The following is a 23327-nucleotide window of genomic DNA, read 5'->3' on the forward strand; positions in this document are numbered from 1 at the left end:
CGGTGGGCGGGTGCAGGTGGTGTTCCGCCGGGCTTGTCGTCCTCGATCGCCGGACGGGCTTGAACTTGCCGTTCGGGCGTCCTCGATCGCCGGACGGGCTTGAACTTGCCGTTCGGGCGTCCTCGATCGTCGGACGGGCTTGGGAGGCCCTGGCCAGGGGGCTCGCCGGCTTGAGAGGGGCCCACCCAGCCCGTCCGGCGATCGAGGACGGACGGGGCCGGGGTGGGCGTTCGGCTCTCGGTGCCGGTTACGCCACCGGCGTCCCGTTGCGGCCCGCGCCGGTCAACGTGCTCACCGGCACGTCCGCCAGGCCCAGGGACCTCGCGTGGTCCAGCAACTGGCGGACCGAGTCCGCCCCCGCCCCCGGCGCGGACATCATCCGCATCAGCAGCGCCGACACCGTCAGGTTCTGCACGTCACCCGTGGACACCGACGACAGCACCCGCGTCAGGTCGTCCGTGAACGAGGACTCGCCGTTCAGCCACGGACCGGCCAGCGCCTTCGCCGTGTCGGAGTGGCCGACGAAGCCGTCCAGGCTCTTGCCCATCGAGATGGACGAGACCAGCCGGTCGAAGAAGACCGAGTCGCCGCCGACGATGTCGATGTCGGCGTTCTCCAGACCGGTGGCCAGCACCGTCGCCTGCGCCTCGGCGACCTGCCGCTGCACGTCGAGTCCGGCGAGCCGGATCTCCTTCTCGGCGGCCAGCCGCAGCCGGTACTCCTCGTGGCCGCGCGAGGCGTCGTCCAGCGCCGCCATCGCGGCCGCCTTCTCGGTGAGGCCCGCCGCCTCCGCCTTCAGCTTCTCGCCGATCATCGCCGCGTCGGCCGCCGCCTGGGCCTGCGTGCCCTCCGCGTCCGCGAGGGCCTTGAGACGGGCGCCCTCGGCCTCGGCCCTGAGCCGCGCGGACGTGGCCTCGGCCTCGGCGAGACCGGTCTTCTCGATCACCTCCGCCGCCGCGTCCCGCACCTGCACGTCCGCCAGGCCGGCCGCCGCCGACTCCGCCTGCACACCCTCGGCGAGCCGCAGCTTCGCCTGGGCGTCCAGGTCCGCTGTCTTCAGCCGGGCCTCGGCGAGCGTCAGCTGCTCGGCGGCGCGGTGGGTGGCGGCGGCCTCGGCCGCCTCCGCGGCCTTGATGTCCTTGACCAGCCGCTCCTGCGCCTCCGCCTCGGCGGCGATGATGACCGACTTGCGGGTGCGCTCGGACTCCTCGACCGACCGCAGCGTCTTGATGGACTCCTCCTGCTCGGCGACCGTACGGTCCACCGCGATGCGCTCGCGGATCACGTCGGCGACCTCGCGGCGCTCCGCCTCGACCTCCTTCGTCGCGGCGATCCGGTTCAGCTCGGTCTCGCGCTCGCGCCCGATGACCTCCAGCATCCGGTCCTTCTCGATGCGCTCGTTCTCCACGGCGATGACCCGCTCGCGGTTCTTCTGCGCGACGGCGATCTCACGGGCCTGGTTCTCCCGCTGGATGCCCAGCTGCTCCTCCGTCTTGATGAACGCGGCCTGGGCGCCCAGGCGCTCCTCCTCCTGGACCCGGGCGGTCACGGCCTCCTCGCGGGCCCGCAGCGTCTCGACCTCGCGGCGCTGCTTGATCTCGGCCTCGGCCTGCCGGCGCTCCAGCTCCAGGATGGTCTCCCGGGCGTCGACGTCCTGCCGGGTGATCTCCTTCTGCTCGGTGCGCTGGAACTCGTTGGTCCGCACGTGCTCGATCGCGGTCAGCTCGGTGATCTTGCGGATGCCCTGGGCGTCCAGGATGTTGGCGCCGTCGAGCTGCGCCATCGGCGTCTGCTCAAGGAAGTCGATCGCCGCGTCGTCCAGGTGGTAGCCGTTGAGGTCGGTGCCGATGACCCGGATGATCCGGTCCCGGAACTCCTCGCGCTTGGTGTAGAGGTCGACGAAGTCCAGCTGCTTGCCGACGGTCTTGAGAGCCTCGGAGAACTTGGCCGCGAAGAACTCCTGGATGGCGACCTTGTCGCTGGCGCGCTCGGTGCCGATGGCCTGGGCGACCTTGATGACGTCCTCGACGGTCTTGTTGACCCGGACGAAGAACGTGATGTGGATGTCGGCGCGGATGTTGTCCTGGCAGATCAGGCCCTCGCGCCCGGTGCGCCGGATCTCGATGGTCTTCACCGAGATGTCCATGGACTCGGCCTTGTGCAGCACCGGCAGGACGACGGCACCGGTGAAGGTCACGTCGACCTTCTTGGTCTTGGAGATGATCAGCGCCTTGCCCTGCTCCACCTTGCGGAAGAGCCGGGTGACGATCAGAAGTACGGCTACGGCGATGAGCAGGACCACGGCGATGAGCAGGCCGAGGCCCAAGGAGATGGCATCCATGACAGTCCTTGGCGGCTGGTGGTACGAAAAATGAGCGGTTTCGGGGGTGTGGTGGCGCGGCGGCGCTCGGCCCGGGCATGCCGGGCGGGCACATCGCGCCGGTGAGGAGGACGGCTCAGGCGGTGGGGCCGGGAGCCGTCCGGCCGTGACGGGGCGGCTCGGCGGCCGGAGGGCCCGGGTCGAGCGCCTTGTCGTAGGAGGAGACCCAGAAGAACTCCCCGGCCTCGTCGTACGCGTACAGCAGGCCCGCGCTTCCGGCGGTGAGCTCCGCGTCGGCGGGCGGCAGCTGCCGCACCTGGACGATGGCGGTCGACCCGTCGGCCGCGGCGACCTCGGCCTGGCCGAAGTCGGAGCCGACCGAGCCGGTGCGGATCGTGCAGACCCGGCCCAGGAAGTCCTGGCGCGATGGCGGAGGCTGGTCGGGGAAGAAGCGGCGGAAGTGGTGGACGAGCAACCGCACCGCACCCCAGGCGAGGAGCAGCGCCCCGGCGAGCACCCCGAAGGCGAGCACGGCCCGGACGGTGCCGGTGGCTCCCGAGCGGTGCACCAGGACGGAACCGGTCAGGGCGGTGAACCAGCCGACGGCGACCACCAGGGACACCGAGACGGTGACCGGTACGCCGCCGACGCCCGCGAGATCGGTGTCGAGGTCCGCGTCGAAGGAGTGGTGGTCGGCCGCACCGACCAGGACGAGCAGCCAGAAGGCGATGACGACGACCAGCGCCGCGGCGAAGAGTACGGCCGGGAAGGACAGTGTCGCGTCCAGGAACTCCCGCATCGGTTTCCACCCCCTGCCGTCCCGCCGGCAACCCTGCCGGCGCTTGCGCGGGGCGGGCGGTGACCCCGGTGCCGCAGCGCCGCCATGGGCACCGCCGCGGCGACCGGGTCCTTCCCCCGTCCCCCGTGCACCCCCGTGTTTCCCCCGTGGTCCCCCGGTTGGTGCTGACAGGATCGTGTCATCCGGGGACGCTCGGTCGCATTGCCGGATCACGGCAACGTTTTCCTTTCCTCGATGCCGGGCACCGGCACCGGTTCCCGTGCGTTGGGCAGATGTCGATGGCGCAGCAGAACGGAGGCGGACGCGTGGCGGAACCAGAGATTCCCGACAGCTTTCTGGAGGGTTACGCCCAGGTGCTGGGCGAGGCGGCCGCCTCGGGACGGCGGCCCACCCGCGAGGAGCTGGACGCCCGCCGGGACCTCGGCCGGCAGGCCGCCGAGGCGGGGCACCAGCTCCGCGCCCTGGTCCGCATGCACCTCGCCGAGACCCGTACCGCCTGGCCGGCTCCCGCCCCCGGCGCCACCCCGGCCTCCATAGCCGCGTCCACCGACAGCGTGCTGGCGGCGGTCGAGCAGGCGGTGGACGCCTTCGCCGACGGCTTCGAGCGGGCGCAGCGCCTCACCGTGCGCCGGGAGGAGGCCGCCCGGCGGGAGTTCATCGACGACCTCCTGTACGGGCGCAGCAATCTGGGCCGGCTCGCCGAGCGGGCCACCCGGTTCGGGCTGCGGCTCTCGCGCGCCCACGCCGTCGCGGTGGCGGCGGGCCCGGAGGCGTACACCGAGACGGACACCGTGCCGAGGCAGGTGGAGTCGGCGCTGCTGGCCCGGTTCGGCGGGCGCAAGATCCTGCTCACGACGAAGGACGGGCGGATGGTCTGCATCGCGCCCGGCAGCCAGCCCGACGTCCTGCGCTACTTCGCCAAGCAGGCGCACGCGGCGACGGACGGCGGCCGGGTGGCGGTCGGCCGCGCCCACCGGGGCCCCGGCGGGGTGGTCCAGTCGTACGACGAGGCGCTGGACGCGCTGGACCTGGCCGACCGGATGGACCTGGACGACCCCGTGCTGTACGCCGGCGACCTGCTGGTCTACCCGGTGCTGACCCGGGACCGGCAGGCGATGGCCGACCTCGTGCGCAGTGAGCTGGGCCCGCTCCAGAAGGCCAGGGGAGGCGCCGAGCCGCTGCTCAGGACGCTCTCGGTGTACTTCGACGCGGGCTGTGTCGCCGCCGAGACGGCCCGCCGGCTGTCGCTGAGCGTGCGCGCCCTCACCTACCGGCTCGAACGCATCCACCAGCTGACCGGCTCCGACCCGACCGACCCCATGCACCGCTACACGCTCCAGACCGCGGTGATCGGGGCCCGGCTGCTCGACTGGCCGGCCAAGGAGGTCTGAGCGGGGCCGGCCCGCCCGTTCCCCGCATGCGGGGAAGGCGGCCTCCGCCTAGCGTGATCAACCGGGGGAATCCGGCGATGCGCGCACCGAGGGAGACCCCCCATGGCCCGTGAACCAGGTCCGTCCCACCGGTGGTGGGTGCTCGGGGTGATCGGTCTGGCCCAGCTGATGGTGGTGCTCGACGCGACGATCGTGAACATCGCCCTGCCCTCCGCCCAGAAGGACCTCGGCTTCAGTGACGGGAACCGGCAGTGGATCGTGACGGCGTACGCCCTCGCCTTCGGCTCGCTGCTGCTGCTCGGCGGCCGCATCGCGGACCTGGTGGGCCGGCGGGCGGTGTTCCTGACCGGTCTGGTCGGCTTCGCGGTCGCCTCCGCGATCGGCGGCGCCGCCCCCAGCTTCGAGGTCCTGGTGCCGGCCCGGGCGTTGCAGGGGCTGTTCGGCGCGCTGCTGGCCCCGGCGGCGCTCTCCCTGCTGACCACGACGTTCACCGTGCCGAAGGAGCGGGCCAAGGCGTTCGGGATCTACGGCGCCATCGCCGGGACGGGCGGTGCGGTGGGGCTGCTGCTCGGCGGGGTGCTCACCGAGTACCTGGACTGGCGCTGGTGCCTCTACGTCAACCTGCTGATCGCGTTCTTGGCGTTCACCGGGGGCTGGCGGCTGCTGACCGCCGGGGCGCCGGCCGACCGGCCGAGGCTCGACATCCCGGGGACCGTGCTCGTCTCGGCCGGACTCTTCTGCATCGTCTACGGCTTCTCCAACGCCGAGTCGCACGCCTGGGGTTCGCCGCTGACCTGGGGGTTCCTGGCGGCGGGCGGGCTGCTCCTGGTGGCGTTCGCGTGGTGGCAGACCAGGGCCCCGCACCCGCTGCTGCCGATGCGGGTGGTGCTGGACCGGAACCGGGCGGCCTCGTACCTCGCGATGTTCATCTCCGGCGGCGGCATGTTCGGCGTCTTCCTGTTCCTCACGTACTACCTGCAGAAGAGCCTGTTCTACTCGCCGGTCTCCACGGGGCTCGCCTTCCTGCCGATGGTCGCCGTCATGATCGTGTCGTCCGTGACGACGACGAACGTGCTGGTGCCGCGCTTCGGTGCGAAACCGGTGGTGCCGCTCGGCATGGGCATCGCGGCGGCGTCGATGATGTGGCTGACCGCCCTGGACCTGACCAGCGGTTACGCCGCCCATGTGCTGCCGCCGACACTCTGCCTGGGCCTGGGCCTGGGCATGGTCTTCGCCACCGCGATGAACCTGGCCACGGCCGGGGTGGGGGCGCGGGACGCCGGGGTGGCCTCGGCGATGGTCAACACCAGCCAGCAGGTCGGCGGTTCCATCGGTACGGCGCTGCTGAACACCCTCGCCACCAGCGCGGCCACCAACTACCTGGTGGGCCGCAGGCCGACCCCGGCCGTCGTCGCCCAGGCGCAGCTGGAGAGCTACGACACCGCGTACTGGTGGTCGGCGGGCTTCTTCGCCCTCGGCCTGCTGGTCACGGTGGTCCTCTACCGGCGCGGGGTGCCCCGCCCGCACCTGGCGCAGGAGCCGGAACCGGCGCGGGTGTGAGCGGCGGTCCTCAGCGGCCCTGCCGGGAGGAGGGGGCGGCGCCCTCGGTCAGCCGGACGAACGGGACGGACTCGCCCACCCGCCGGTAGTCCTGCGCGCTGCCGTCCACCGTGAACCCCATGTACGCGCAGAGCCGGCGGGCGGTCCTGGGGTGGCGGGGCGCGTACCGCGTCATCAGCTCGCCGCCCTCCTCGGCGGTCAGGGTCTGCGCGGTCACCGCGTGGAACCGGCGCCCGACCTGCACCGTGGCGTGCGGGGTGCGTTCCAGGTTGCGGTACCAGTCGGCGCCGGGGCCGTAGCCGGACGCGACGGTCCAGCTCGGCCGGCCCTCGTGCGGGGCGGCCTCGACGACCTCGATGGCGGTCCGGCGGGGGAGGCCCGAGACGCGGCCGGTGTGGACGAGCAGCAGCAGCCGCCCCCCGAAGAGCGGCCCGAGCCCCATGCGGAACATGTGGACGGGCAGCCGGAAGGCGGTGCGCCGCCAGCCGGTCGGCGGGTCCGGGCGCCGGGGAGCGGGCGAAGCCGCGGGTTCGTGCGTCACTGTGCAAACGTTGCACAACCCAAAGGTCGGTGCCACCGCTCCGAGCCGTCGGTCCGATACCGGTTGGGCACCGTTTCGGCATCGGCTTGCGGCCGGTTCGGGTAAGGCGCGCCCGCGCGGTAAAAAGGGGCATGGCCGCGCACGGACAGGCACCCGATGACCCACCGACCGCCCCTGACCGGGACGACGTCGACGCGGTGACGCGCGCGGTGCTGACCGCCTCGCGGCTGCTGGTGGCCGTCTCGGCCCGGTCGCTCGCGGCGGTCGAGGACCGGGTGACGCTGCCCCAGTTCCGGCTGCTCGTGGTGCTCGCCACGCACGGGGACGCCAAGCTCGTCTCGCTCGCCGAGCGGCTCGGCGTCAACCCTTCGACCGCGATGCGCATGCTGGACCGGCTGATCGCGGCGGGCCTCGCGGAGCGCCAGGTGAACCCGGCCAACCGCCGCGAGACGGTGCTGCGGGTGACCCCCGAGGGGCTCAGGCTCGTCGAGGAGGTCACGGCGGGCCGCCGCCGGGAGGTCGCCGCGATCGTCCAGCGCATCGCCCCCGAGCAGCGCGCCGCGCTGATCGACGCGCTGCGGGCGTTCACGGACGCGGGCGGCGAGGCGGCGGCCCCGGCCGAGGGCACCGACGCCTACCCGCTGGGCTGGACCCCCGACCTCCCGGCCCCGCACGCCACCTGAACCGGCCGGTCACTCCGCAGAAACGGTTACTCACGGGAGCCGGCCCGCAGGGAGCCGCCGCTCAGGGAGCCGCCCCGCAAAGAGCCGCCCCTCAGGGAGCCGTCACTCCGAGGAGGCCGAGACTTCCTCCTGGGCGGGCACCCGCGCCGCGGGGACCGAGGCACCGCTCCCGGCGGGCGGTTCCTCCTTGCCGCGCCACTTCTGGATGAGCGCGACGGCCGGCTGCGTCCAGCGCGCGGTGAGCGGGCCGACGATGACCAGGATCATGACGTACGCGGTGGCGAGGGGCCCGATCCGGGGCTCGGTCGCCACGGCGAGACCGGCGATGACGATGGAGAACTCGCCGCGCGCCACGAGCGTGCCGCCCGCCCGCCAGCGGCCACGCGCACCGACGCCGGCGCGCCGGGCCGCGTACCAGCCGGTGCCGATCTTGGTGAAGACGGTGACGACGGCCAGCAGCGCGGCCGGAAGCAGCACCGGCGGGATGTCCGAGGGAATCGTGGAGAGCCCGAAGAACACGAAGAAGACGGCGGCGAACAGGTCCCGCAGCGGGGACAGCAGCTTGCGCGCGCCCTCCGCGACCTCGCCCGAGAGCGCGATGCCGACGAGGAACGCGCCGACGGCGGCCGACACCTGGAGCTGCTGGGCCACCCCGGCGACCAGGACGGTCAGCCCGAGCACGACGAGCAGCAGCATCTCCGGATTGTCGGAGGACACCGCGCGGCTGATCAGCCGGCCGTGCCGCAGCGCGAGGTAGAGCACCAGACCGACCGTGCCGAGCGCGATCAGCAGCGCGATGCTGCCGCCGGCGAGGCCGACGCCCGCGAGCATCGCGGTGAGCAGCGGCAGGTAGACGGCCATCGACAGGTCCTCGATGACCAGCACCCCGAGGATGACGGGGGTTTCGCGGTTGCCGAGGCGTCCCAGGTCCGCGAGGACCTTGGCGATGACGCCGGACGACGAGATCCAGGTGACGCCGGCCAGGGCGACGGCCCCGACCGGGCCCCAGCCGAGCAGCAGCGCCGCGACGGCGCCGGGGGTCGCGTTGAGCACGAAGTCCACGGCGCCGGACGGGTACTGCGTCTTGAGGCTGGTGACGAGTTCGGAGGCGCTGTATTCGAGCCCGAGCAGGAGCAGCAGCAGGATGACGCCGATCTCGGCGCCGACGGCGGTGAACTCCTCACTGGCCCCGAGCGGCAGCAGCCCGCCTTTGCCGAAGGCCAGCCCGGCCAGCAGGTACAGGGGGATCGGCGAGAGTCCTATCCGGCCGGCGAACCGTCCGATGATGCCGAGCCCCAGGATGACGGAGCCCAGCTCCACCAGTAGTGCGGTCATGTCGTGCACTGTCAGCCCTCCGCGATGATCTCGGAGAGCGTGTCGACGCCCTCGCGTGTTCCGACGGCGACGAGCGTGTCGCCGATGGCCAGCCGGAAGTCCGGCCCGGGTGACGGATGCGCGCTGTGGGTGCGCAGCACCGCCACGATCGAGGCGCCGGTCCGGGTCCGCGCCTTGGTGTCGCCGAGCAGCCGGCCGCCGTAGGGCGAGCGGGTGCCGAGCGGGATGTGCTCGGTGACCAGGTCGATGCCCTCGGTCCGTACGGCGTCGATCGGCGCCGCGTCGATGAGGTGCGCGAGCCCGGTGGCCTCCTGTGGTGTCAGGGGGACGGAGAGCCGGCACGAATCAGGGTCGTCCTGGTCGTAGAAGCCGATGAACCGGCGCCCGTCGTGGTGGACGACCACGGAGATGTGCTGGCCCGACTCGGTCGTGTAGTCGTACTGGACGCCGACTCCGGGCAGCGTGGTGCGGTGGGTTCCCATGGCTTCCTCCCGAGGGGCGCGGTGCGCGCGACACACTTGGTGATTTCTTTAGACTCGCATTACCTTATCCGGGGCCGTCGGCCGACCGGGAACGAAGATTTTCGGCCACCCCGCCCGGGCTGTCCCGCCCCGGACACAAGCGTGCCCGGCCGGTTGCGCAACCGGCCGGGCACGCGGGGTGTCGCGGTGGAGATCAGTCGCTGATCTCGATCTTTCCGTTCGGTGCCGCGGTGGTCTCGGCGGCGGCCTCGGCCGCCACCGGCTTCGGGCCCCCGCCCTTGAGGTTCTTCAGCAGGGCGGCGAGGTCGACCCCGGTGGTGGAGCTGAGCAGTTCCATGCCCTGGGCGACGTTGTCCGTGACCGTACGGGAGAGCTGGCTCGCCCCGTCCGTCGAGATGACGGTCATCTTGTCGATCGCGCTCATCGGCTCGGCCGCCTTGGCGACGACCTGCGGCAGCACCTCGACGAGCATCTGCAGGACGGCCGCGTCACCGTACTGCGCGAAGGCGTCGGCCTTCTTCTGCATGGCCTCGGCCTCGGCCGAACCGCGGGCGGCGATGGCGGCGGCCTCCGCCTCACCCTCGATGCGCACGGCCTCGGCGAGCGCGGAACGGTGCAGCTTCTCACCCTCACCGGTCAGCCGGGAGCGCTCGGCCTCCGCCTCGGCCTCCTTGACCTGGGCGATACGACGGGCCTCGGCCTCCTGCTCGGCCTGGTACCGGGCGGCGTCGGCGGGCTTGCGGACCTTGGTGTCGAGCTCGCGGTCGGTCAGCGCGGCCTGCCGCTCGGCGACCTTCTCCTGCTCGCTGAGGACTTCCTGCTGGCGCGCGGCCTCGGCGAGCGGACCGGCGGCGTTGGCCTTGGCGGCGGCCGCTTCCGTCTCGGCCTTGATCTCGGCCTGCTTCAGGTAGAAGGTCCGCTCGGCGATGGCGATCTCCTCGGCGGCCTTCAGCCGGGCCTGCTCCGAGGCGCGGCGGGCGATGGCCTCCGCGATGTCCGCCTCCTGCTTGGCGCGCGCGGCCTCGGGGCGGCCGAGGTCCTCCAGGTAGGAGCCCTCGGTGGTGATGTCCTGGATCTGGAAGGCGTCCAGGATCAGGCCCTGGCCGGACAGGCTCGCCTCGGCCTCCTCCGCCACCTGGCCGGCGAACGCGGCACGGTCGCGGATGATGTCCTCGACCGACATCCGGCCGACGATGGCGCGCAGCGCGCCGGAGAGCACTTCCTGGGTGAAGCCGACGATGCCGTCCTGCTGGCGCAGGAAGCGCTGGGCGGCGGCCCGGATCGCGTCCTCGCTGCCGCCGACCTTGACGATCGCGACGCCTTCGAGGTTCGACTTGACGCCGCGCAGGGTGACGGCGCCGCGCACGGCGACCGGGATGTGCCGGCTGGACAGGTCCAGGGTGAACTTCTGCTGGACGAACGGGACGACGAAGACGCCGCCGCCGACGACGACCTTCTGGCCGCTGTTGTCGATGCTGGCCCGGCCGGTCACCGGGTCGACGGACTTCTTGCCGCGGCGGCCGGTGATGATGAACGCCTGGCTGGGGCCGGCCACCTTGTAGCGGGTGATGACGGCGAGGGCGAGCAGGAACAGGAGTACGACGACTCCGACGACGGCGATCATTACTGGACTCATCAGGGTGTCCCCCTCTGCCTCCTGGTGGGGGCAGTTGTGTGGCGTGCGGTGATGGAGCGGCAGGCGTACCGGGTCAGCGTTCGACCGGACGGACCGAGACGGCGGTGCTGGAGAGGGCCGCCTCGACCCAGACCTCGGCGCCGCGTGCGACCGGCAGGTGGCTCTTCGCCGACAGCTTCACGAGCTGTCCCCCGAGCCGCAGCAGGACCTCGCCGTACCCGTCGGCCGGAATGGCCGTGACCACTGAGCCGGACGTGCCGACGAGATCCTCGTTGCGCGGGGTCGCGTCGGTCTGGTCCCGCATCAGGGCGCGGCTGAACTTCCAGGTCAGCACGGCGGCGACCAGCCCGGCCAGGACGCCCGCCACGGTGGCGGCGAGCGTGCCGGCGCCGGTCGCGCCGAGCACGATGGCGCCGCCGAAGCCGAGCATCGAGAGGAATCCGGCGATCACCGGAAGGGAGACCAGCCCGCCGAACGGACCCTCCAGCAGGCCCCCGAAGAGCCCTTCGAGAATCCCGTCGAAGACCAGGGACAGCGCGAGAAGAGCGACCCCCGCGATGCCGAGACCGAGAAACAAGGTCATGTGATCGTCACCCCTCCCGGCTCCGGCATCCCCCGAACATTTCCGTCGAACTGACTGGATGGTCCCATACGCGCCCCCGTTACACACTGCCGGAACCCGGCAATCTTTTACTCGGTCTTGATGCCGGACAAGTGGCCGGACAGGGTGTCCAGCGACTGGAACGTGGCCCCCAGCAGGGCCACGTGCTTCCACCGCAGCACCCCGTCCGCGTCGATCAGGAAGACGGCGCGCCGCACGCCGATCCCGGGAGCGGCGACCCCGAACGCCCGGGCGGTCTCCCGGCCCGGGTCCGCCAGCAGCGGCATGCGCAGTCCGTGGGCGCGGGCGAAGGACTCGTGGCTGTCCACACCCTGTGGACTGATCCCCCAGACCTCGGCGTCCAGCGCGTCGAAGGTCTCTAGGCCCGAGGAGTACGCGCACAGCTGCTTGGTGCACACGGCCGTGTTGTCACCCGGGTAGAAGGCGAGCACCAGGGCCCGGCCGCGCGCGTCGGCGGGCGTGTAGTCGCGCCGCTCAAAAACGTCCCCGTCGAGCACGCCTCCGGCGAGGGTGAACTCCGGTACGCGCGAACCGGGCTGCGGTGACGATCCCATGGCGTGGGCCCTTCGGTCTCCGGCGCCGCGGCGGTGCGGCGCCCGTGTCCGTACAGCATGCCTTCGCCAGGGGGGACGGTCAGCCGCCCGGCAGCGGTTCCGGTTCGGTCAGGAACAGTCCGAGCACCAGGGCGAGTACGGGGACCGCGCACAGGATCGTGAACACGCCCTGCGGTCCGTACGCCTGGGCCGCCGCGCCGAGCGCCGGGGCGATCAGGCCGCCGATGCTGACGGCGAGGCCGAGCGTGACACCGGCCGCCGTGCCGGGGCGCCCCGGCAGGTAGTCCTGGCCGAGCTTGACCAGGACCGCGAACGGCACGTTCAGCGCGAGGCCCGCCAGGATGGCGAACAGCAGCGGCAGCAGGGTGCCGGGGGCCACCCGCAGGGCGACCAGGGCCGGTACGGCGGCGAGGCCGCCCAGCTGGACCGTACGCACCATGCCGACGCGGTCGGCGATCCGGCCGCCGAGCAGGGTGCCGGCCACCCCGCCGACGAGGAAGCAGGCGAGCGCCACGCCCGCGACGCCCCGGCCGGAGTGCAGATGGCGGATCCAGAACAGCTCGATGAAGGTGATGGCGCCGAAGAACGCCACCGAGCGCACCACCTCGATGCCGGTGAGGAAGAGGAACGGCCGCCACCGGTCCCGCCCCGCCCGGGCGCCCTCGCGCGTGGGGGCCGCCGCCGGGCGGTGCCTGAGCAGGACGAACGCCATCAGCACCGCCGGCGGGATGAAGAGGGCCGTCGCGCCCACCCCCATCGCGACGAGCGCCGGGGTCGCGAGCACCGGGGCCAGGAAGAAGCCGACGCTGCCGCCCGCCGCGAAGACGCTCATCGCGGACGCGCTGTCCCCGGCGGCCTCCCGGGCCGCCTTGCCCGCCGCCGGGTGGAACATCGCGACGCCGAGCCCGGACAGCAGGACCAGCAGCCAGACGGCCGCGTACGGCTGGACCAGGCCGGACAGCCCGAGCCCGGTGCCCGCGACGGCGAGCCCGGCGGGGGCCAGCCGGGGCAGCCGGTAGCGGTCCACCGCGAGGCCGATGAACGGCTGCGGCACCGAACTGCCGAGCGCCGCCGCGAGGGTCAGCCCGGAGGCGGCGACATAGCTGTAGCCCCGGTCCAGGACGAAGTACGGGACGCAGGCGGGCACCAGACCCTGGTAGAGGTCGTCCACGGCGTGCGCGGCGCCCCACATCCGCATCCGGCGCCAGGCGGAGGGGCCTTCGGCGGGCGGAGCGGCGCACGGGCGCCAGGCGGAGGGGCCTTCGGCGGACGGAGCGGCGCACGGGCTCCCGGCGGACGGGGGTTCGGCGGGCGGGCTCTCGGTGGACGGCGTCTCAGTGGACGGGCTGTCGGCGGAGTGAGTGCCGGCGGGCGGGTTCGGCCGGGGGGCTGGACCGGTCATGAGGGCGGCTCCTTGCTGAGACTCCTTCGAGGATTCCGGCCGCGCCCGGCAGCGGGCTAGCGATAATCTGCCTACTTATGTCGCCAACCTGCCGCACCCTGCACGGCCCCGCCCGGGTGCCGCTCGCGCACCAGGAGCGCATCGAGAGCCACCACCACCTGGAGCACCAGCTCGTCTGCCCCTCGCGCGGGGTCCTGGAGGTGGCCACCCCGCTCGGCGTGTGGGCCGTGCCGCCGCACCGGGCGGTCTGGATCCCGGCCGGTGTGGTCCACGCCCACCTGGCGTACGGGCCGACCGAGCTGCGGGCGCTCAGCTTCGCCCCGGCGGACAACCCGCTGCGGCTCGACCGGCCGACCGTCCTGGCCGTCACCCCGCTGCTCAGGGAGGTCGTGGCCTGCCTGACCGACGACACGGAGCTGACCGGCGACGCACGCCAGCGGCGGAACCTGGAGCGGGTCGCGCTCGACCAGCTGCGCCGGGTCGAGCCGCTGGGCGTCTGCCTGCCCTCCCCGTCCGACGCCCGGCTGCGGGACATCGCCCGCATCCTCCAGGAGGACCCGGCGGACGGGCGGACCCTCACCGAGCTCGGGGCGGCCGTCGGCGCGGCGAACCGTACGCTGAGCCGGCTGTTCCGCGCCGAGACCGGGATGTCGTTCCCGCAGTGGCGCACCCAGCTCCGGCTGCACCACGCGCTGACCCTGCTGGCGTCCGGCGGCTCGGTCACCGCGGTCGCCGCCGCCTGCGGCTACAGCGGGCCGAGCGCGTTCATCCAGTCGTTCCGGCACGCCTTCGGCACCACCCCGGGCTCCTACGCGGCGGGCGGTGCACAGCAGCCCGCCGCGTGACACCGGTCGGCGGTGCTGCGGATGCGGGAGCGGGCCGGGCGTCCGAGGATGAAGGGCCGGGCGCAGTGGCGGCCCGCGCCCTGCCTTCAGGAGGTATGCCTTGCCGGTGCACGCCGACCATCCGCCGTCGATCGATGTCGCGGCGCTCGCCGCCGTGCTCGACGGCACGACGGCGGGCGTGGCCGTGTTCGACACCGAGCTGCGCTACCTGTACGTCAACCCGGCGCTCGTGCGCCACAACGGCCTCCCGCCCGCCGCCCACCTGGGCCGCCGCCCCGGCGAGGTCATGCCCGACATCGACGCCCGCGAGGACCTGATGCGCGCCGTGCTCGCCGACGGCCGGGCCCGCGAGATCACCTCCAGCGGCCGGCTCCCCGCCGCCTCCGGCACCGCCCGCTGCTACTGGCACGGGGCCTACCACCGGCTGGAGATGCACGGCCGGGTCGCCGGCGTCGTCGGGATCGTGCTGGAGGTCGTGGCCTCCGACGACGAACAGCGGCAGCTCGCCCAGGCCCAGCGCCACCTCAGCCTCCTGGACAGCGCCAACACCCGCATCGGCACCACCCTCGACATGGACACCACCTGCGCCGAGCTGGCCGACCTCGTCGTCCCCGGCCTCGCGGACGTAGCCACGGTCGAGGTCTTCCCGCGCGACGTCGCCCCGCCGGTGCGCCCCGCACCGCCCGACGTGGTGCGGCTGCGCCGCGCGGCGATGTCGGCGGTGCGCGGGCTGAGCCGGGGGGTCGCCCGGTTCGGGGTGGCCGGCGACTACATCGACTACCAGGAGGACGCCGCCGTACCGCGTTGCCTGGCCACCAACCTGCCCGTCGTGGAGTCCCTCACCGACGAGGAGCGGGTGGCCCGTGCCGCGCCCAGTCCGGACCGGGTCGCCGGCTACCGGGAGCTCGGCCTGCACTCGGCGGTCGCCGTGCCCATCGCCGTGCGCGGGACCCCGATCGGCGTGCTCGGGCTGCTCAGGGCCGGCGGCTCGCCCGTCTTCTCGGACGACGACGTGGTGGTGGCCCGGGAGCTCGCCGGGCGGGCCGCCGTCCACCTCGACCACGCGCGCCGCTTCACCCACGAGCACACCATCGCCCTGGAGCTCCAGCGCTCACTGCTCTCCGAGCCCCGGCCGCCCCACCCGCACATCGAGGTCGCCACCCGCTATCTGCCGGCCGACCGCAGCGTGCTGGTGGGCGGCGACTGGTTCGACGTCATCCCGCTGCCCGACGGGCGGCACCTCAAGGCGATGGGGGACGTCATGGGGCACGGCGTCGAGGCGGCCGTCGCGATGAGCCACTACCGCTCGCTGCTGCGGCTGCTGGCCGACGAGGAGCTGCCCCCGCACCGCATCCTCCAGCAGCTGGACCGGATGGTGGAGCGGTCCGGGATCGACCGTGCGGCGACCTGCCTGCTCGCCGTGGTGGACCGGGGCGGCGAGATGTGCGAGGTGGCCAGCGCGGGCCACCTTCCGCCGGTGTTCATCGACCCGGGCGCGGCCGGTACCCGGATCTGCGACGTACCGGCGGGGCCGCCGCTCGGCACCGGGTTCGGCGGCTACCGGTCCGCCAAGATGGAGTGCGGTCCCGGGACGGTGCTGTTCATGTACACCGACGGCCTGGTGGAGCGGCGCGACGAGGACATCGACGCGTGCGTCGCCCGGCTCAAGGAGCTGACGCTGCCGGAGGACGGCGATCTGGAGACGCTGCTGGACCGGGTGCTCGAACGCTTCGGTCCGGGCGCCGAGGACGACATCGCGGTGATGGCCTCGCGGACCCGGGTGGACACGGCCTGAGGGTCACCCCAGTTCGAGGCTGGTGATGCCGTAGAGGCCGGTGAGGTCGATGTCCGGCACCGGGCCCGTGTACATGCGGGCCGTCTCGAACGACGGGGTCAGACCGAGGCGTTCGGCGAGCCGCAGCGCCGCCGGGTTGGCGTCGGGCACGTCCACGGCGACCGGGGTGGCCGGGTCGGTGGCCGCGAGCGCGCTCACCAGCGCCTCGGCGATCTCCGGCGTGGCCGCGTACAGCGGTCCGACGCGTGAGGACGTACGGCCGGCGCGCAGCACACCGAGCCCCCGCACCTCGCCCTCGGACAGCGCGGCGAACGCGGTGCGGCCCGGGGTGGTGGTCCAGGCGGCCAGGAAGCCGTCGCGCTCGGCCGGGAAGAAGCGGCGGTCGTAGGCGGACACCTGGCCGAACGGCAGCGTCCGCACGTCCACGAGGGCGACGCCCGGCGGCGGTGCCACGCCCAGCGGCGCCAGACCCTCGTGGCGCAGGTTCGTCCAGGCCGGACGGAACCCCGACTTCCGGTAGTTGGGCTGCTGCTCCACCACCCCGTCGAGCCCGGTGTTGCGCCCCGCGAGCCGGGCCGTACCGGCGGCCCACAGCCGGCTCCCGTATCCCCGGCCGCGCAGCTCCGGGCGGGTCAGGTAGAAGCCGAGGAAGCCGAAGCCGGGGCCGTAGCGGACCACCGAGACGCAGGAGACGGGTGTGGAGTCGAGCCTGCCGATCAGGAAGCCGCACGGGTCGGCGGCGAAGAACGCCTGACCGTCGGTCAGGCCCGGGTTCCAGTTCTCGGCGTGGGCCCAGTCCGCCATCATCCGGATGTCGTCCGCGCTCGCTGTGGTGATCTCGAAGTTCGGCACGGACCCACCATGGACTGCTCGCCGGGTCCGTTCAATGACGCCCGGCCCCGCTCACACTGAACGGACCCACCATGGACTGCTCGCCGGGTCCGTTCAATGACGCCCGGCCCCGCTCACACGAACAGGAACGCGCACGCCGTCGTCGCCCCGAGCGCCGTCCCGGCCGTGACCTGGCCGACCGTGTGGTAGCCGAGCGCCACCCGCGACCAGGCCACGGCAGCTGTCATGGCGTACCCGAACAGCCACCACGGCGAGTGGACGGCGGCGAGCAGAGCGACCACGGCCGAGGCGACGGAGGCGTCCACCGAGATCTTCCACACCGTGTTGACCGCCAGCAGCACGACCGTCATCGCCCACAGCGCGAGCATCGCGGCCAGGATGCCGGTGGGCGCCCCGCCCAGCACCATGACCGCCGAACCGGCGCCGATGGAACCGAGGATGACGAAGAAGATCGGCGCCCGCTTGGTCCGGTCGACCACATGGCGGTCGCCCCAGGTGCCGCGACCGCGTTCCCACTCGATGTACCCGGCGGGCACGATCCCCGCGCACAGGGCGCCCAGCAGCCCCCACAGCAGCCCGGTCCACTCCCCGGCCGCCGCGAGGCCGATGGAGAGCATGCCGGCGAGCAGCAGGTTGCGCGGCTGGAGGACGTCGGTCACCGTGCGCGCGAGGCGGTGGTCGGGCACGGCGTGAGGCGCGGGGCCCGTGGTGTCGGTGGTGCTCATGCCGGCTGCTCCTTGCCCGCTGCGGAAGAGGATTCGAGGATCTGACGGGCCCGCTCCGGGGTCACCGTGCGGTACGCCGCCGCGACCCGGACCAGCCAGGCGACCTCGCCGTCCTGGTCGGTGGCGTGCTGGGTGCCGACGGCGGCCGCGTCGCCCGCGCTCGCCCCGGCGTCGCGGGCGAGGAGGGCCGCCTTGATCCAGTACGCGTCGGCCAGCGGCCCGGCCTGCTCCCGGCCGCCGGCCCCGGCAGCGGTCTCCGCCGCGGGGAGCAGCGCGTCGGGCACGTAATGGCGCAGCTTCTCCACCGCGTCCGCGATGTCCGCGGCCCAGCGGTCGACGCGCAGGTCGGCCGGGGTGTCGAAGCGGGTCAGCTCTCGCAGCAGCGGGGCCGGGGGCTCGAAGGGCTGGTCGGGGAAAGCCGTCATCAGCTCGTACCAGAGGCCGTGCAGCCGCACCTGCGCGCGCCAGAGCTTGGCGCGGCGGCGGACGTTGCTCAGGGCGGGGATGGAGGCGCCGACCGCGAAGAAGGCGAACAGGACGACCTGGGCGGCCTCGGTGATCTCGTCGAAGTCCAGCGCGAAGGTCTCGCTCGGCCGGTCGACGACGCTGACCCAGAGGAACAGCGTCCGGCTGACGGTGTAGCCGACGCCGATGAACATCGCGAACGTCATCATCCCGAGCCCCACCCGCAGATGGCGCATCCCGGCGCTCGCGGTGGCCAGTGCCCACTGGTACGCGCAGACGGCGGAGGCGGCACCGAGGTAGAGGTAGAACACGCTCATGTAGAGCGTCGCGCCCCACTGCCCGGCGTGGTCGGCCACGAAGCGGTCCGAGGGTACGGAACGGTCCACGACGGTGAAGAACAGCACGGTCAGCAGCACGAGGGTGGCGACGGACGCCTTGGCCGCCACCTGCTGGATGAGCCGCGCGAACCGTACGTGCCGGGGGACGTCGCCCTCGTCGGCGTACTGGCCGTAGATGGCCACGATGTAGCTGAGAATGGCCAGAATCGCGATGGTCGCCGTGTAGTGCTTGATGAGGACGGCGAGGTCGGTGACCGGGCTGTCGTTGAGCCCGATGCGCACGACCCGCGTCTTGGTCCACAGCGCGACGGCGAATCCCGCGTAACAGCCCCACAGGGCCCGGCGCCGGCGGTCCTCCTCGTCGCCCCACAGGGCGGCCGGCATGCGCCACAGGGCGACGGCTGTCATCAGGCCCGCTATCAGATAGCCGGCGAGGTCGAGCGGGGTCACGGCAGAAGTCCTCGGGGGTGGGGGAGAGCGGGGCCGGGGGTGGGGGAGAGCGGGGCCGGGGGTCAGGGCGCTACGTACGGCGGAACAGGCCCCCGCGGCGGTGCGCGACGGGGCGCGAGAGCGAGTTGGCGAGCCGCCCCACCATGTCATCGCTCGTCACGTCGCGGGCCATGCGGGGGATGAGCGAAGCACCGAATTCGGCCATGCGTTCGTCGTGGGTGTCGTACTGCGCGCGTGCCTGCACGGCGTCCGGGGTCGCGGACCCGCCGGGGCCGACGACCCGGGAGATCAGGGAGGCGTCGAAGACGGGCAGCAGCCGCTGGAGCTGTTCCGCGTCCAGCGAGGTGCCGTGGTCGAACCACTCGTGGCACAGCTCGTGCAGGATGACGTGCTGGGTCTGGTACTCGGTGGGGCGCCGGCGGTAGAGCACGAAGCTGGTCCCGCCGGTCTTCAGCCGCAGCCCGCAGGCGGCGTTGACGCGCGCCAGCCGGTCGGGCATCTCGTACAGCACGATGGTCCGGCCGCGGGCCGCCTCCATGTTCGCCACCAGGCCGGGTACGGAGAACGGCGAGGGCAGCGGCAGCGCCGCGAGCCCCTCCTCGCACTCCCTGCGCAGCTTCCGCATGGACATGGGTCAGCCCCGCTGCCCGCCGTCGGCCGTGGGCCGGCGGCCCTCGGCGTCCTTGAGCAGGGCCAGCGCGAACTGGAGAAGCTCCGGCGGGAGTCCCTCCTCGTCCAGGCCGCGCCCGGCCAGCCCGCTGATCTCGCCGGTCCGCCGCTTGGCCAGGAACTGCAGCCCGGCGACGACGTCGTCGACGACCTCTGACTCCTCCTTGAAGAAGCGCCAGTCCACGCCGAAGCCCAGACCGAGCGCCTTGAGGATCTCCTCGGACGGCTGGGTGACCTTGCCGGCCAGGATGTTGGAGAAGTAGCTGTGGGAGAGGGAGCCGCCCCGCTCCTTGACCAGGTCGGCGAAGACCCGTCCCGAGATCTTGCGGCCGGGAAAGGTCTTCTCGACCATGTACTCGACCTTCTGGCGCAGCGTCCGCAGCTCCGGCGCGCGCTCTTTGCCGTTGTCCATCCGGCCCCCACGTTCACGTCCGCCGCAGGCTCCTGTCCGGTCCCGGGCGGCGCTCGATTCGGTCAACGGGCTCGTACTGTAACCAACGCCCGCGTCCCGTCCCTGGGGCGGGACACCAGGGGTGGCGCGAAGGGGAGCATTCTGATCCGGTGTCCGGAGCGGGCTTGCGCAAACACTCTACGTCACTGTTAACTCGAAAAAACATGGGCAGGGGGCCACGAGGGGAGTCCCTTGCCCGTGAAGGCGCCGGTGCGCACCGCGCAGGTCACGCAGGCGTGTCGCCGTGGTGAGCACGAAGGGGTGTAGCCCTTCACGACGGGGGATGCGTGAAGGGCTACCCGTTCATTATGGCCCCTGCCACCGGCAGTCATCAACTGACCGGCCGATCAGTGTCCTTGCGGTTCCTCCGCGAGGGCTTCCGCGTCGACCTGCCGGAGCGCCGCCTCACCGGTGAGCGTGAGGTGGCCCCGCTGGTGGCCGTCCCGGCCCTCCCGGGGCGGCAGATATTCCTGGTCGCAGCACGGAATTTTACGCAATGCACACCGAGTGTTTGTGTGAGGGTTTGCGTGAGTTTTATGGCGCGCCGGGCGCGGCAAATCATTTCCCGCGCCCCGCCGTATCGATTGTGCTACGGTGGATACCAGTTGCAGTTGTGGTTCCCGAAGACTCCAAGTGCTCTCCTCGGCTAAATGGCCGATGAGTGCGCTGACGTATTTTCCGGCTTGCATATCCGGATGGGGTAATCATCACGGCGACGCGGGACCGGCACAGTGCGGGTCCCCGGGCTCACCCCCAGAAGGAGAAAACATGGCTACCGGCACCGTGAAGTGGTTCAACTCTGAAAAGGGCTTCGGCTTCATCGAGCAGGACGGCGGCGGCGCCGACGTCTTCGCCCACTACTCGAACATCGCCTCCAGCGGCTTCCGCGAGCTGCAGGAAGGCCAGAAGGTGAACTTCGACGTCACGCAGGGCCAGAAGGGCCCGCAGGCGGAGAACATCACCCCCGCGTGAATCTGATCACGTCGGCGCTCACGCGCTGACCGTGCATCCGCAGCTGGGGCCCGCACTTTGGGTGCGGGCCCCAGCTCGTTGCTTTTCCGGTCCCGTTCCCCGCGCACGCCGTGCCGTACCATCGCACGAGCCGCCGGGGGAGCGCGCAGGACCCATCGACTTCACCATGCGGCGGACGACCCGCCATGGCCCCCGGACCGACCGCGGTCCGGCGGAGCCCCGTGACGTGACCCGCAGGCCCGCTCCACGGCCGGCCCGGCTCGTCATCCGCGAAGCACCGGACCCGGCCCAGGCCGGGCCCGTATCGGCTCAAGACCGGCCGCCGGGCTTCGTTCACGTATGCCAACGGCCCGTTCTTGCGATTCCTGCCCCGCTCGTCGGCGCAATGAATTCCTCGATACGCGCCATTTTCGAGGAAAGGTTCCGCATGAACCGCGACCGCACACCCCGCTCCAACGACCGATATTCCCGCACCCGTGGCGGTGGCCCCGCAGGCTCCGGCTCCCGTGCGGGCGGCGGGTTCCGCTCCCAGGGCTCGGGCCGTCCGGGCGGTCAGGGACGTTTCGGCGCCCCCGACCGGCGCTCCGGCGGCTACGGCCGCAGGCCCGCCGCCAAGCAGGGCGAATTCGCCCTGCCGACGACCATCACCCCCGCGCTGCCCCCCGTCGAGGCATTCGCCGACCTGGACATGCCCGCACCTCTGCTGTCGGCGCTCGCCGCCGAGGGCGTCACGGTGCCGTTCCCGATCCAGGCCGCCACGCTGCCGAACTCGCTGGCCGGCCGGGACGTGCTGGGCCGAGGCCGCACCGGCTCCGGCAAGACGCTCGCCTTCGGCCTGGCCCTGCTGGCCCGTACGGAGGGCCGCCGCGCCGAGGCCCGGCGCCCGCTCGCCCTGATCCTCGTGCCCACCCGCGAGCTGGCCCAGCAGGTGACCGACGCGCTGACCCCGTACGCCCGGTCGCTCAGGCTGCGGCTGGCCACCGTCGTCGGCGGCATGTCGATCGGCCGTCAGGCGGCCGCCCTGCGCGGCGGCTGCGAGATCGTCGTCGCGACGCCGGGCCGGCTCAAGGACCTCATCGAGCGCGGCGACTGCGCCCTCGACCGGGTGTCGATCACGGTCCTGGACGAGGCCGACCAGATGGCCGACATGGGCTTCATGCCGCAGGTCACCGAACTCCTCAACCAGGTCCAGCCGGAAGGCCAGCGCATGCTGTTCTCGGCGACCCTGGACCGCAACGTCGACCTCCTGGTCCGCCGCTACCTGCACGACCCGGTCGTCCACTCGGTGGACCCGGCCGCGGGCGCGGTGACGACGATGGAGCACCACGTCCTCTACGTGCGCGGCGCCGACAAGTACGCCACCACGACGGAGATCGCGGCCCGCGACGGACGCGTGATCATGTTCCTGGACACCAAGCACGCCGTGGACCAGCTCACCGACCACCTGCTCAGCAGCGGCGTCCGGGCGGCGGCGCTGCACGGCGGGAAGTCCCAGCCGCAGCGCAACCGCACGCTGACCCGCTTCAAGACCGGGCACGTCACGGTCCTGGTCGCCACGAACGTCGCGGCGCGCGGCATCCACGTCGACAACCTCGACCTGGTCGTCAACGTCGACCCGCCGAGCGACCACAAGGACTACCTGCACCGCGGCGGCCGCACCGCCCGGGCCGGCGAGTCCGGCAGCGTCGTCACGCTGGTGCTGCCCAACCAGCGCCGCGAGATGACCCGGCTGATGGCCGACGCGGGCATCACCCCGCAGGTCGCCGAGGTGCGCTCCGGCGAGGCCGAGCTGAGCCGTATCACCGGTGCGCAGGCGCCCTCGGGCGTGCCCGTCACCATCACCGCGCCGCCCTCCGAGCGCGCCGCGGGCGGTTCGTCCTCGCGCGGCCGGCGCAGCCGCCCGGCCCAGGGACGCCGTTCCTCGTCCTCGGCGTCCTCCTCGTCGCGCGGCGGCGAGCGCCGTCCGTCCGGCAGCCGGGCCTCCTGACCCGGTCACCGCGTTCCCGTCCGGTTCCGTCCCCCGACCCCGTTGAGGCACCATGCGCTGTGTGATCGCCCGCTTTCCGTTCGACCTGTTCAAGCACGAGGTCGAAGCATCGATGAAGGGCGTCAAGCCCGAACCCGTCACCGGGGAGTCCGTGATCATCGGCCGCCGGGTGTACCCGGTCAAGCAGGTGGGCGAGGTGATCACCCGGCAGGACCGCCGCGACTTCTCGGCCGCTGAGGTGACCAGGGCGCTGGGACGCCTCGGCTTCACCTGCCGGTCGGTCCCGGTCCCCGTCGCGCCGGTGGAGCCCAGCCCCCTGGAGGCCGCGTCGGCCGCACTCGGGGCCCCCGGGGCCTGACCGGTCCGAAACGACGCGCCGGAGCCCGGCCCCCTTCGCGGGGCCGGGCTCCGGCGCGTCACCGTTCGTTCCCGGGCGGGTCGGGTCGGTCGGGT

At 72.7% G+C, this 23327-nt stretch carries 23 protein-coding genes; 8 read left to right on the forward strand and 15 right to left on the reverse strand.

Annotation, left to right across the window (positions count from 1 at the left end):
• Positions 1-247 precede the first annotated feature (247 nt).
• Entirely contained in the window at positions 248-2341 is a 2094-nt protein-coding gene (locus tag E6R18_RS00060) for a flotillin family protein (RefSeq protein WP_136314750.1), read from the reverse strand.
• Positions 2342-2456: 115 nt separating this feature from the next.
• Positions 2457-3119, reverse strand: coding sequence for a hypothetical protein (locus E6R18_RS00065; RefSeq protein ID WP_136314751.1), 663 nt, complete (start codon positions 3117-3119; stop codon positions 2457-2459).
• 305 nt (positions 3120-3424) lie between these two features.
• Between E6R18_RS00065 and E6R18_RS00070 the strand changes: the two genes are divergently transcribed.
• Positions 3425-4510 carry a helix-turn-helix domain-containing protein gene (locus tag E6R18_RS00070; RefSeq protein ID WP_136314752.1) on the forward strand — a complete coding sequence of 362 codons (1086 nt, stop codon included), beginning with the start codon at positions 3425-3427 and terminating at the stop codon, positions 4508-4510.
• Between the two features lie 102 nt (positions 4511-4612).
• Positions 4613-6070 carry an MFS transporter gene (locus tag E6R18_RS00075; RefSeq protein ID WP_136314753.1) on the forward strand — a complete coding sequence of 486 codons (1458 nt, stop codon included), beginning with the start codon at positions 4613-4615 and terminating at the stop codon, positions 6068-6070.
• Positions 6071-6080: 10 nt separating this feature from the next.
• Here the strand turns inward: E6R18_RS00075 and E6R18_RS00080 are convergent, their stop codons facing one another.
• Positions 6081-6611 carry a nitroreductase family deazaflavin-dependent oxidoreductase gene (locus E6R18_RS00080; RefSeq protein ID WP_136314754.1) on the reverse strand — a complete coding sequence of 177 codons (531 nt, stop codon included), beginning with the start codon at positions 6609-6611 and terminating at the stop codon, positions 6081-6083.
• Between the two features lie 131 nt (positions 6612-6742).
• Here E6R18_RS00080 and E6R18_RS00085 point away from each other — a divergent pair, with 131 nt between their 5' ends.
• Positions 6743-7294 (forward strand): MarR family transcriptional regulator, encoded by a 552-nt coding sequence (locus E6R18_RS00085; protein ID WP_136314755.1) that lies wholly within the window; start codon positions 6743-6745, stop codon positions 7292-7294.
• A 102-nt stretch (positions 7295-7396) separates the two neighbouring features.
• Here E6R18_RS00085 and E6R18_RS00090 read toward each other — a convergent pair whose 3' ends face one another.
• The 6 genes from E6R18_RS00090 to E6R18_RS00115 all read right to left on the reverse strand — a co-directional run bounded on the left by E6R18_RS00090 (position 7397) and on the right by E6R18_RS00115 (position 13325).
• Complete coding sequence (locus E6R18_RS00090; RefSeq protein ID WP_136314756.1) at positions 7397-8638, reverse strand: cation:proton antiporter; 1242 nt, start codon at positions 8636-8638, stop codon at positions 7397-7399.
• A 2-nt stretch (positions 8639-8640) separates the two neighbouring features.
• Positions 8641-9111, reverse strand: a complete 471-nt coding sequence (locus E6R18_RS00095; protein WP_072487793.1) for a TrkA C-terminal domain-containing protein — start codon at positions 9109-9111, stop codon at positions 8641-8643.
• A 193-nt stretch (positions 9112-9304) separates the two neighbouring features.
• Positions 9305-10747: a flotillin family protein gene (locus E6R18_RS00100; RefSeq protein WP_206308171.1), complete on the reverse strand. Its 1443-nt coding sequence runs from the start codon at positions 10745-10747 to the stop codon at positions 9305-9307.
• Positions 10748-10820: 73 nt separating this feature from the next.
• The gene (locus E6R18_RS00105; RefSeq protein WP_136314757.1) at positions 10821-11330 is read right to left on the reverse strand and encodes an NfeD family protein; all 510 of its coding nucleotides are present in this window, start codon (positions 11328-11330) and stop codon (positions 10821-10823) included.
• A 107-nt stretch (positions 11331-11437) separates the two neighbouring features.
• The gene (locus E6R18_RS00110; RefSeq protein WP_136314758.1) at positions 11438-11923 is read right to left on the reverse strand and encodes a peroxiredoxin; all 486 of its coding nucleotides are present in this window, start codon (positions 11921-11923) and stop codon (positions 11438-11440) included.
• Between the two features lie 79 nt (positions 11924-12002).
• Positions 12003-13325 carry an MFS transporter gene (locus E6R18_RS00115; RefSeq protein ID WP_346764944.1) on the reverse strand — a complete coding sequence of 441 codons (1323 nt, stop codon included), beginning with the start codon at positions 13323-13325 and terminating at the stop codon, positions 12003-12005.
• Between the two features lie 77 nt (positions 13326-13402).
• Here E6R18_RS00115 and E6R18_RS00120 point away from each other — a divergent pair, with 77 nt between their 5' ends.
• Positions 13403-14170 (forward strand): helix-turn-helix transcriptional regulator, encoded by a 768-nt coding sequence (locus E6R18_RS00120; RefSeq protein ID WP_136314759.1) that lies wholly within the window; start codon positions 13403-13405, stop codon positions 14168-14170.
• Positions 14171-14270: 100 nt separating this feature from the next.
• Positions 14271-15965 carry a SpoIIE family protein phosphatase gene (locus E6R18_RS00125; protein ID WP_136314760.1) on the forward strand — a complete coding sequence of 565 codons (1695 nt, stop codon included), beginning with the start codon at positions 14271-14273 and terminating at the stop codon, positions 15963-15965.
• Between the two features lie 3 nt (positions 15966-15968).
• On the opposite strand, the gene E6R18_RS00130 is transcribed toward E6R18_RS00125, so the two are convergent.
• The 6 genes from E6R18_RS00130 to E6R18_RS33910 all read right to left on the reverse strand — a co-directional run bounded on the left by E6R18_RS00130 (position 15969) and on the right by E6R18_RS33910 (position 20412).
• On the reverse strand, positions 15969-16817 hold the full coding sequence (locus tag E6R18_RS00130; RefSeq protein ID WP_136314761.1) for a GNAT family N-acetyltransferase: 849 nt from the start codon (positions 16815-16817) through the stop codon (positions 15969-15971).
• 113 nt (positions 16818-16930) lie between these two features.
• The gene (locus E6R18_RS00135) at positions 16931-17542 is read right to left on the reverse strand and encodes a hypothetical protein (protein WP_136314762.1); all 612 of its coding nucleotides are present in this window, start codon (positions 17540-17542) and stop codon (positions 16931-16933) included.
• Entirely contained in the window at positions 17539-18795 is a 1257-nt protein-coding gene (locus E6R18_RS00140; RefSeq protein WP_136314763.1) for an MAB_1171c family putative transporter, read from the reverse strand. The genes E6R18_RS00135 and E6R18_RS00140 overlap by 4 nt, the downstream gene beginning before the upstream one ends.
• 70 nt (positions 18796-18865) lie before the next feature.
• On the reverse strand, positions 18866-19426 hold the full coding sequence (locus tag E6R18_RS00145; protein ID WP_136314764.1) for a toxin: 561 nt from the start codon (positions 19424-19426) through the stop codon (positions 18866-18868).
• Positions 19427-19429: 3 nt separating this feature from the next.
• On the reverse strand, positions 19430-19876 hold the full coding sequence (locus E6R18_RS00150) for a hypothetical protein (protein WP_136314765.1): 447 nt from the start codon (positions 19874-19876) through the stop codon (positions 19430-19432).
• Between the two features lie 386 nt (positions 19877-20262).
• Complete coding sequence (locus tag E6R18_RS33910; RefSeq protein WP_168712245.1) at positions 20263-20412, reverse strand: hypothetical protein; 150 nt, start codon at positions 20410-20412, stop codon at positions 20263-20265.
• Positions 20413-20683: 271 nt separating this feature from the next.
• Between E6R18_RS33910 and E6R18_RS00155 the strand changes: the two genes are divergently transcribed.
• The 3 genes from E6R18_RS00155 (at position 20684) to E6R18_RS00165 (ending at position 23232) form a co-directional block, all read left to right on the forward strand.
• A complete protein-coding gene (locus E6R18_RS00155) occupies positions 20684-20887 on the forward strand; it encodes a cold-shock protein (protein WP_018522223.1) in 204 nt (67 codons plus the stop codon).
• 427 nt (positions 20888-21314) lie between these two features.
• On the forward strand, positions 21315-22874 hold the full coding sequence (locus E6R18_RS00160; RefSeq protein ID WP_136314766.1) for a DEAD/DEAH box helicase: 1560 nt from the start codon (positions 21315-21317) through the stop codon (positions 22872-22874).
• A gap of 52 nt (positions 22875-22926) precedes the next feature.
• Positions 22927-23232, forward strand: a complete 306-nt coding sequence (locus E6R18_RS00165) for an SCO5918 family protein (protein ID WP_136314767.1) — start codon at positions 22927-22929, stop codon at positions 23230-23232.
• Positions 23233-23327 lie beyond the last annotated feature (95 nt).

The organism is Streptomyces sp. A1277 (assembly GCF_004795015.1).
Classification (GTDB): domain Bacteria; phylum Actinomycetota; class Actinomycetes; order Streptomycetales; family Streptomycetaceae; genus Streptomyces.

Bases quoted from the DNA above. Each gene is read 5' to 3' on its own strand.
- E6R18_RS00060 (WP_136314750.1), bottom strand. From the start codon at position 2,341: ATGGATGCCATCTCCTTGGGCCTCGGCCTGCTCATCGCCGTGGTCCTG.
- E6R18_RS00065 (WP_136314751.1), bottom strand. From the start codon at position 3,119: ATGCGGGAGTTCCTGGACGCGACACTGTCCTTCCCGGCCGTACTCTTC.
- E6R18_RS00075 (WP_136314753.1), top strand. From the start codon at position 4,613: ATGGCCCGTGAACCAGGTCCGTCCCACCGGTGGTGGGTGCTCGGGGTG.
- E6R18_RS00085 (WP_136314755.1), top strand. From the start codon at position 6,743: ATGGCCGCGCACGGACAGGCACCCGATGACCCACCGACCGCCCCTGAC.
- E6R18_RS00095 (WP_072487793.1), bottom strand. From the start codon at position 9,111: ATGGGAACCCACCGCACCACGCTGCCCGGAGTCGGCGTCCAGTACGAC.
- E6R18_RS00100 (WP_206308171.1), bottom strand. From the start codon at position 10,747: ATGAGTCCAGTAATGATCGCCGTCGTCGGAGTCGTCGTACTCCTGTTC.
- E6R18_RS00105 (WP_136314757.1), bottom strand. From the start codon at position 11,330: ATGACCTTGTTTCTCGGTCTCGGCATCGCGGGGGTCGCTCTTCTCGCG.
- E6R18_RS00110 (WP_136314758.1), bottom strand. From the start codon at position 11,923: ATGGGATCGTCACCGCAGCCCGGTTCGCGCGTACCGGAGTTCACCCTC.
- E6R18_RS00115 (WP_346764944.1), bottom strand. From the start codon at position 13,325: ATGACCGGTCCAGCCCCCCGGCCGAACCCGCCCGCCGGCACTCACTCC.
- E6R18_RS00120 (WP_136314759.1), top strand. From the start codon at position 13,403: ATGTCGCCAACCTGCCGCACCCTGCACGGCCCCGCCCGGGTGCCGCTC.
- E6R18_RS00135 (WP_136314762.1), bottom strand. From the start codon at position 17,542: ATGAGCACCACCGACACCACGGGCCCCGCGCCTCACGCCGTGCCCGAC.
- E6R18_RS00145 (WP_136314764.1), bottom strand. From the start codon at position 19,426: ATGTCCATGCGGAAGCTGCGCAGGGAGTGCGAGGAGGGGCTCGCGGCG.
- E6R18_RS00150 (WP_136314765.1), bottom strand. From the start codon at position 19,876: ATGGACAACGGCAAAGAGCGCGCGCCGGAGCTGCGGACGCTGCGCCAG.
- E6R18_RS00155 (WP_018522223.1), top strand. From the start codon at position 20,684: ATGGCTACCGGCACCGTGAAGTGGTTCAACTCTGAAAAGGGCTTCGGC.
- E6R18_RS00160 (WP_136314766.1), top strand. From the start codon at position 21,315: ATGAACCGCGACCGCACACCCCGCTCCAACGACCGATATTCCCGCACC.
- E6R18_RS00165 (WP_136314767.1), top strand. From the start codon at position 22,927: ATGCGCTGTGTGATCGCCCGCTTTCCGTTCGACCTGTTCAAGCACGAG.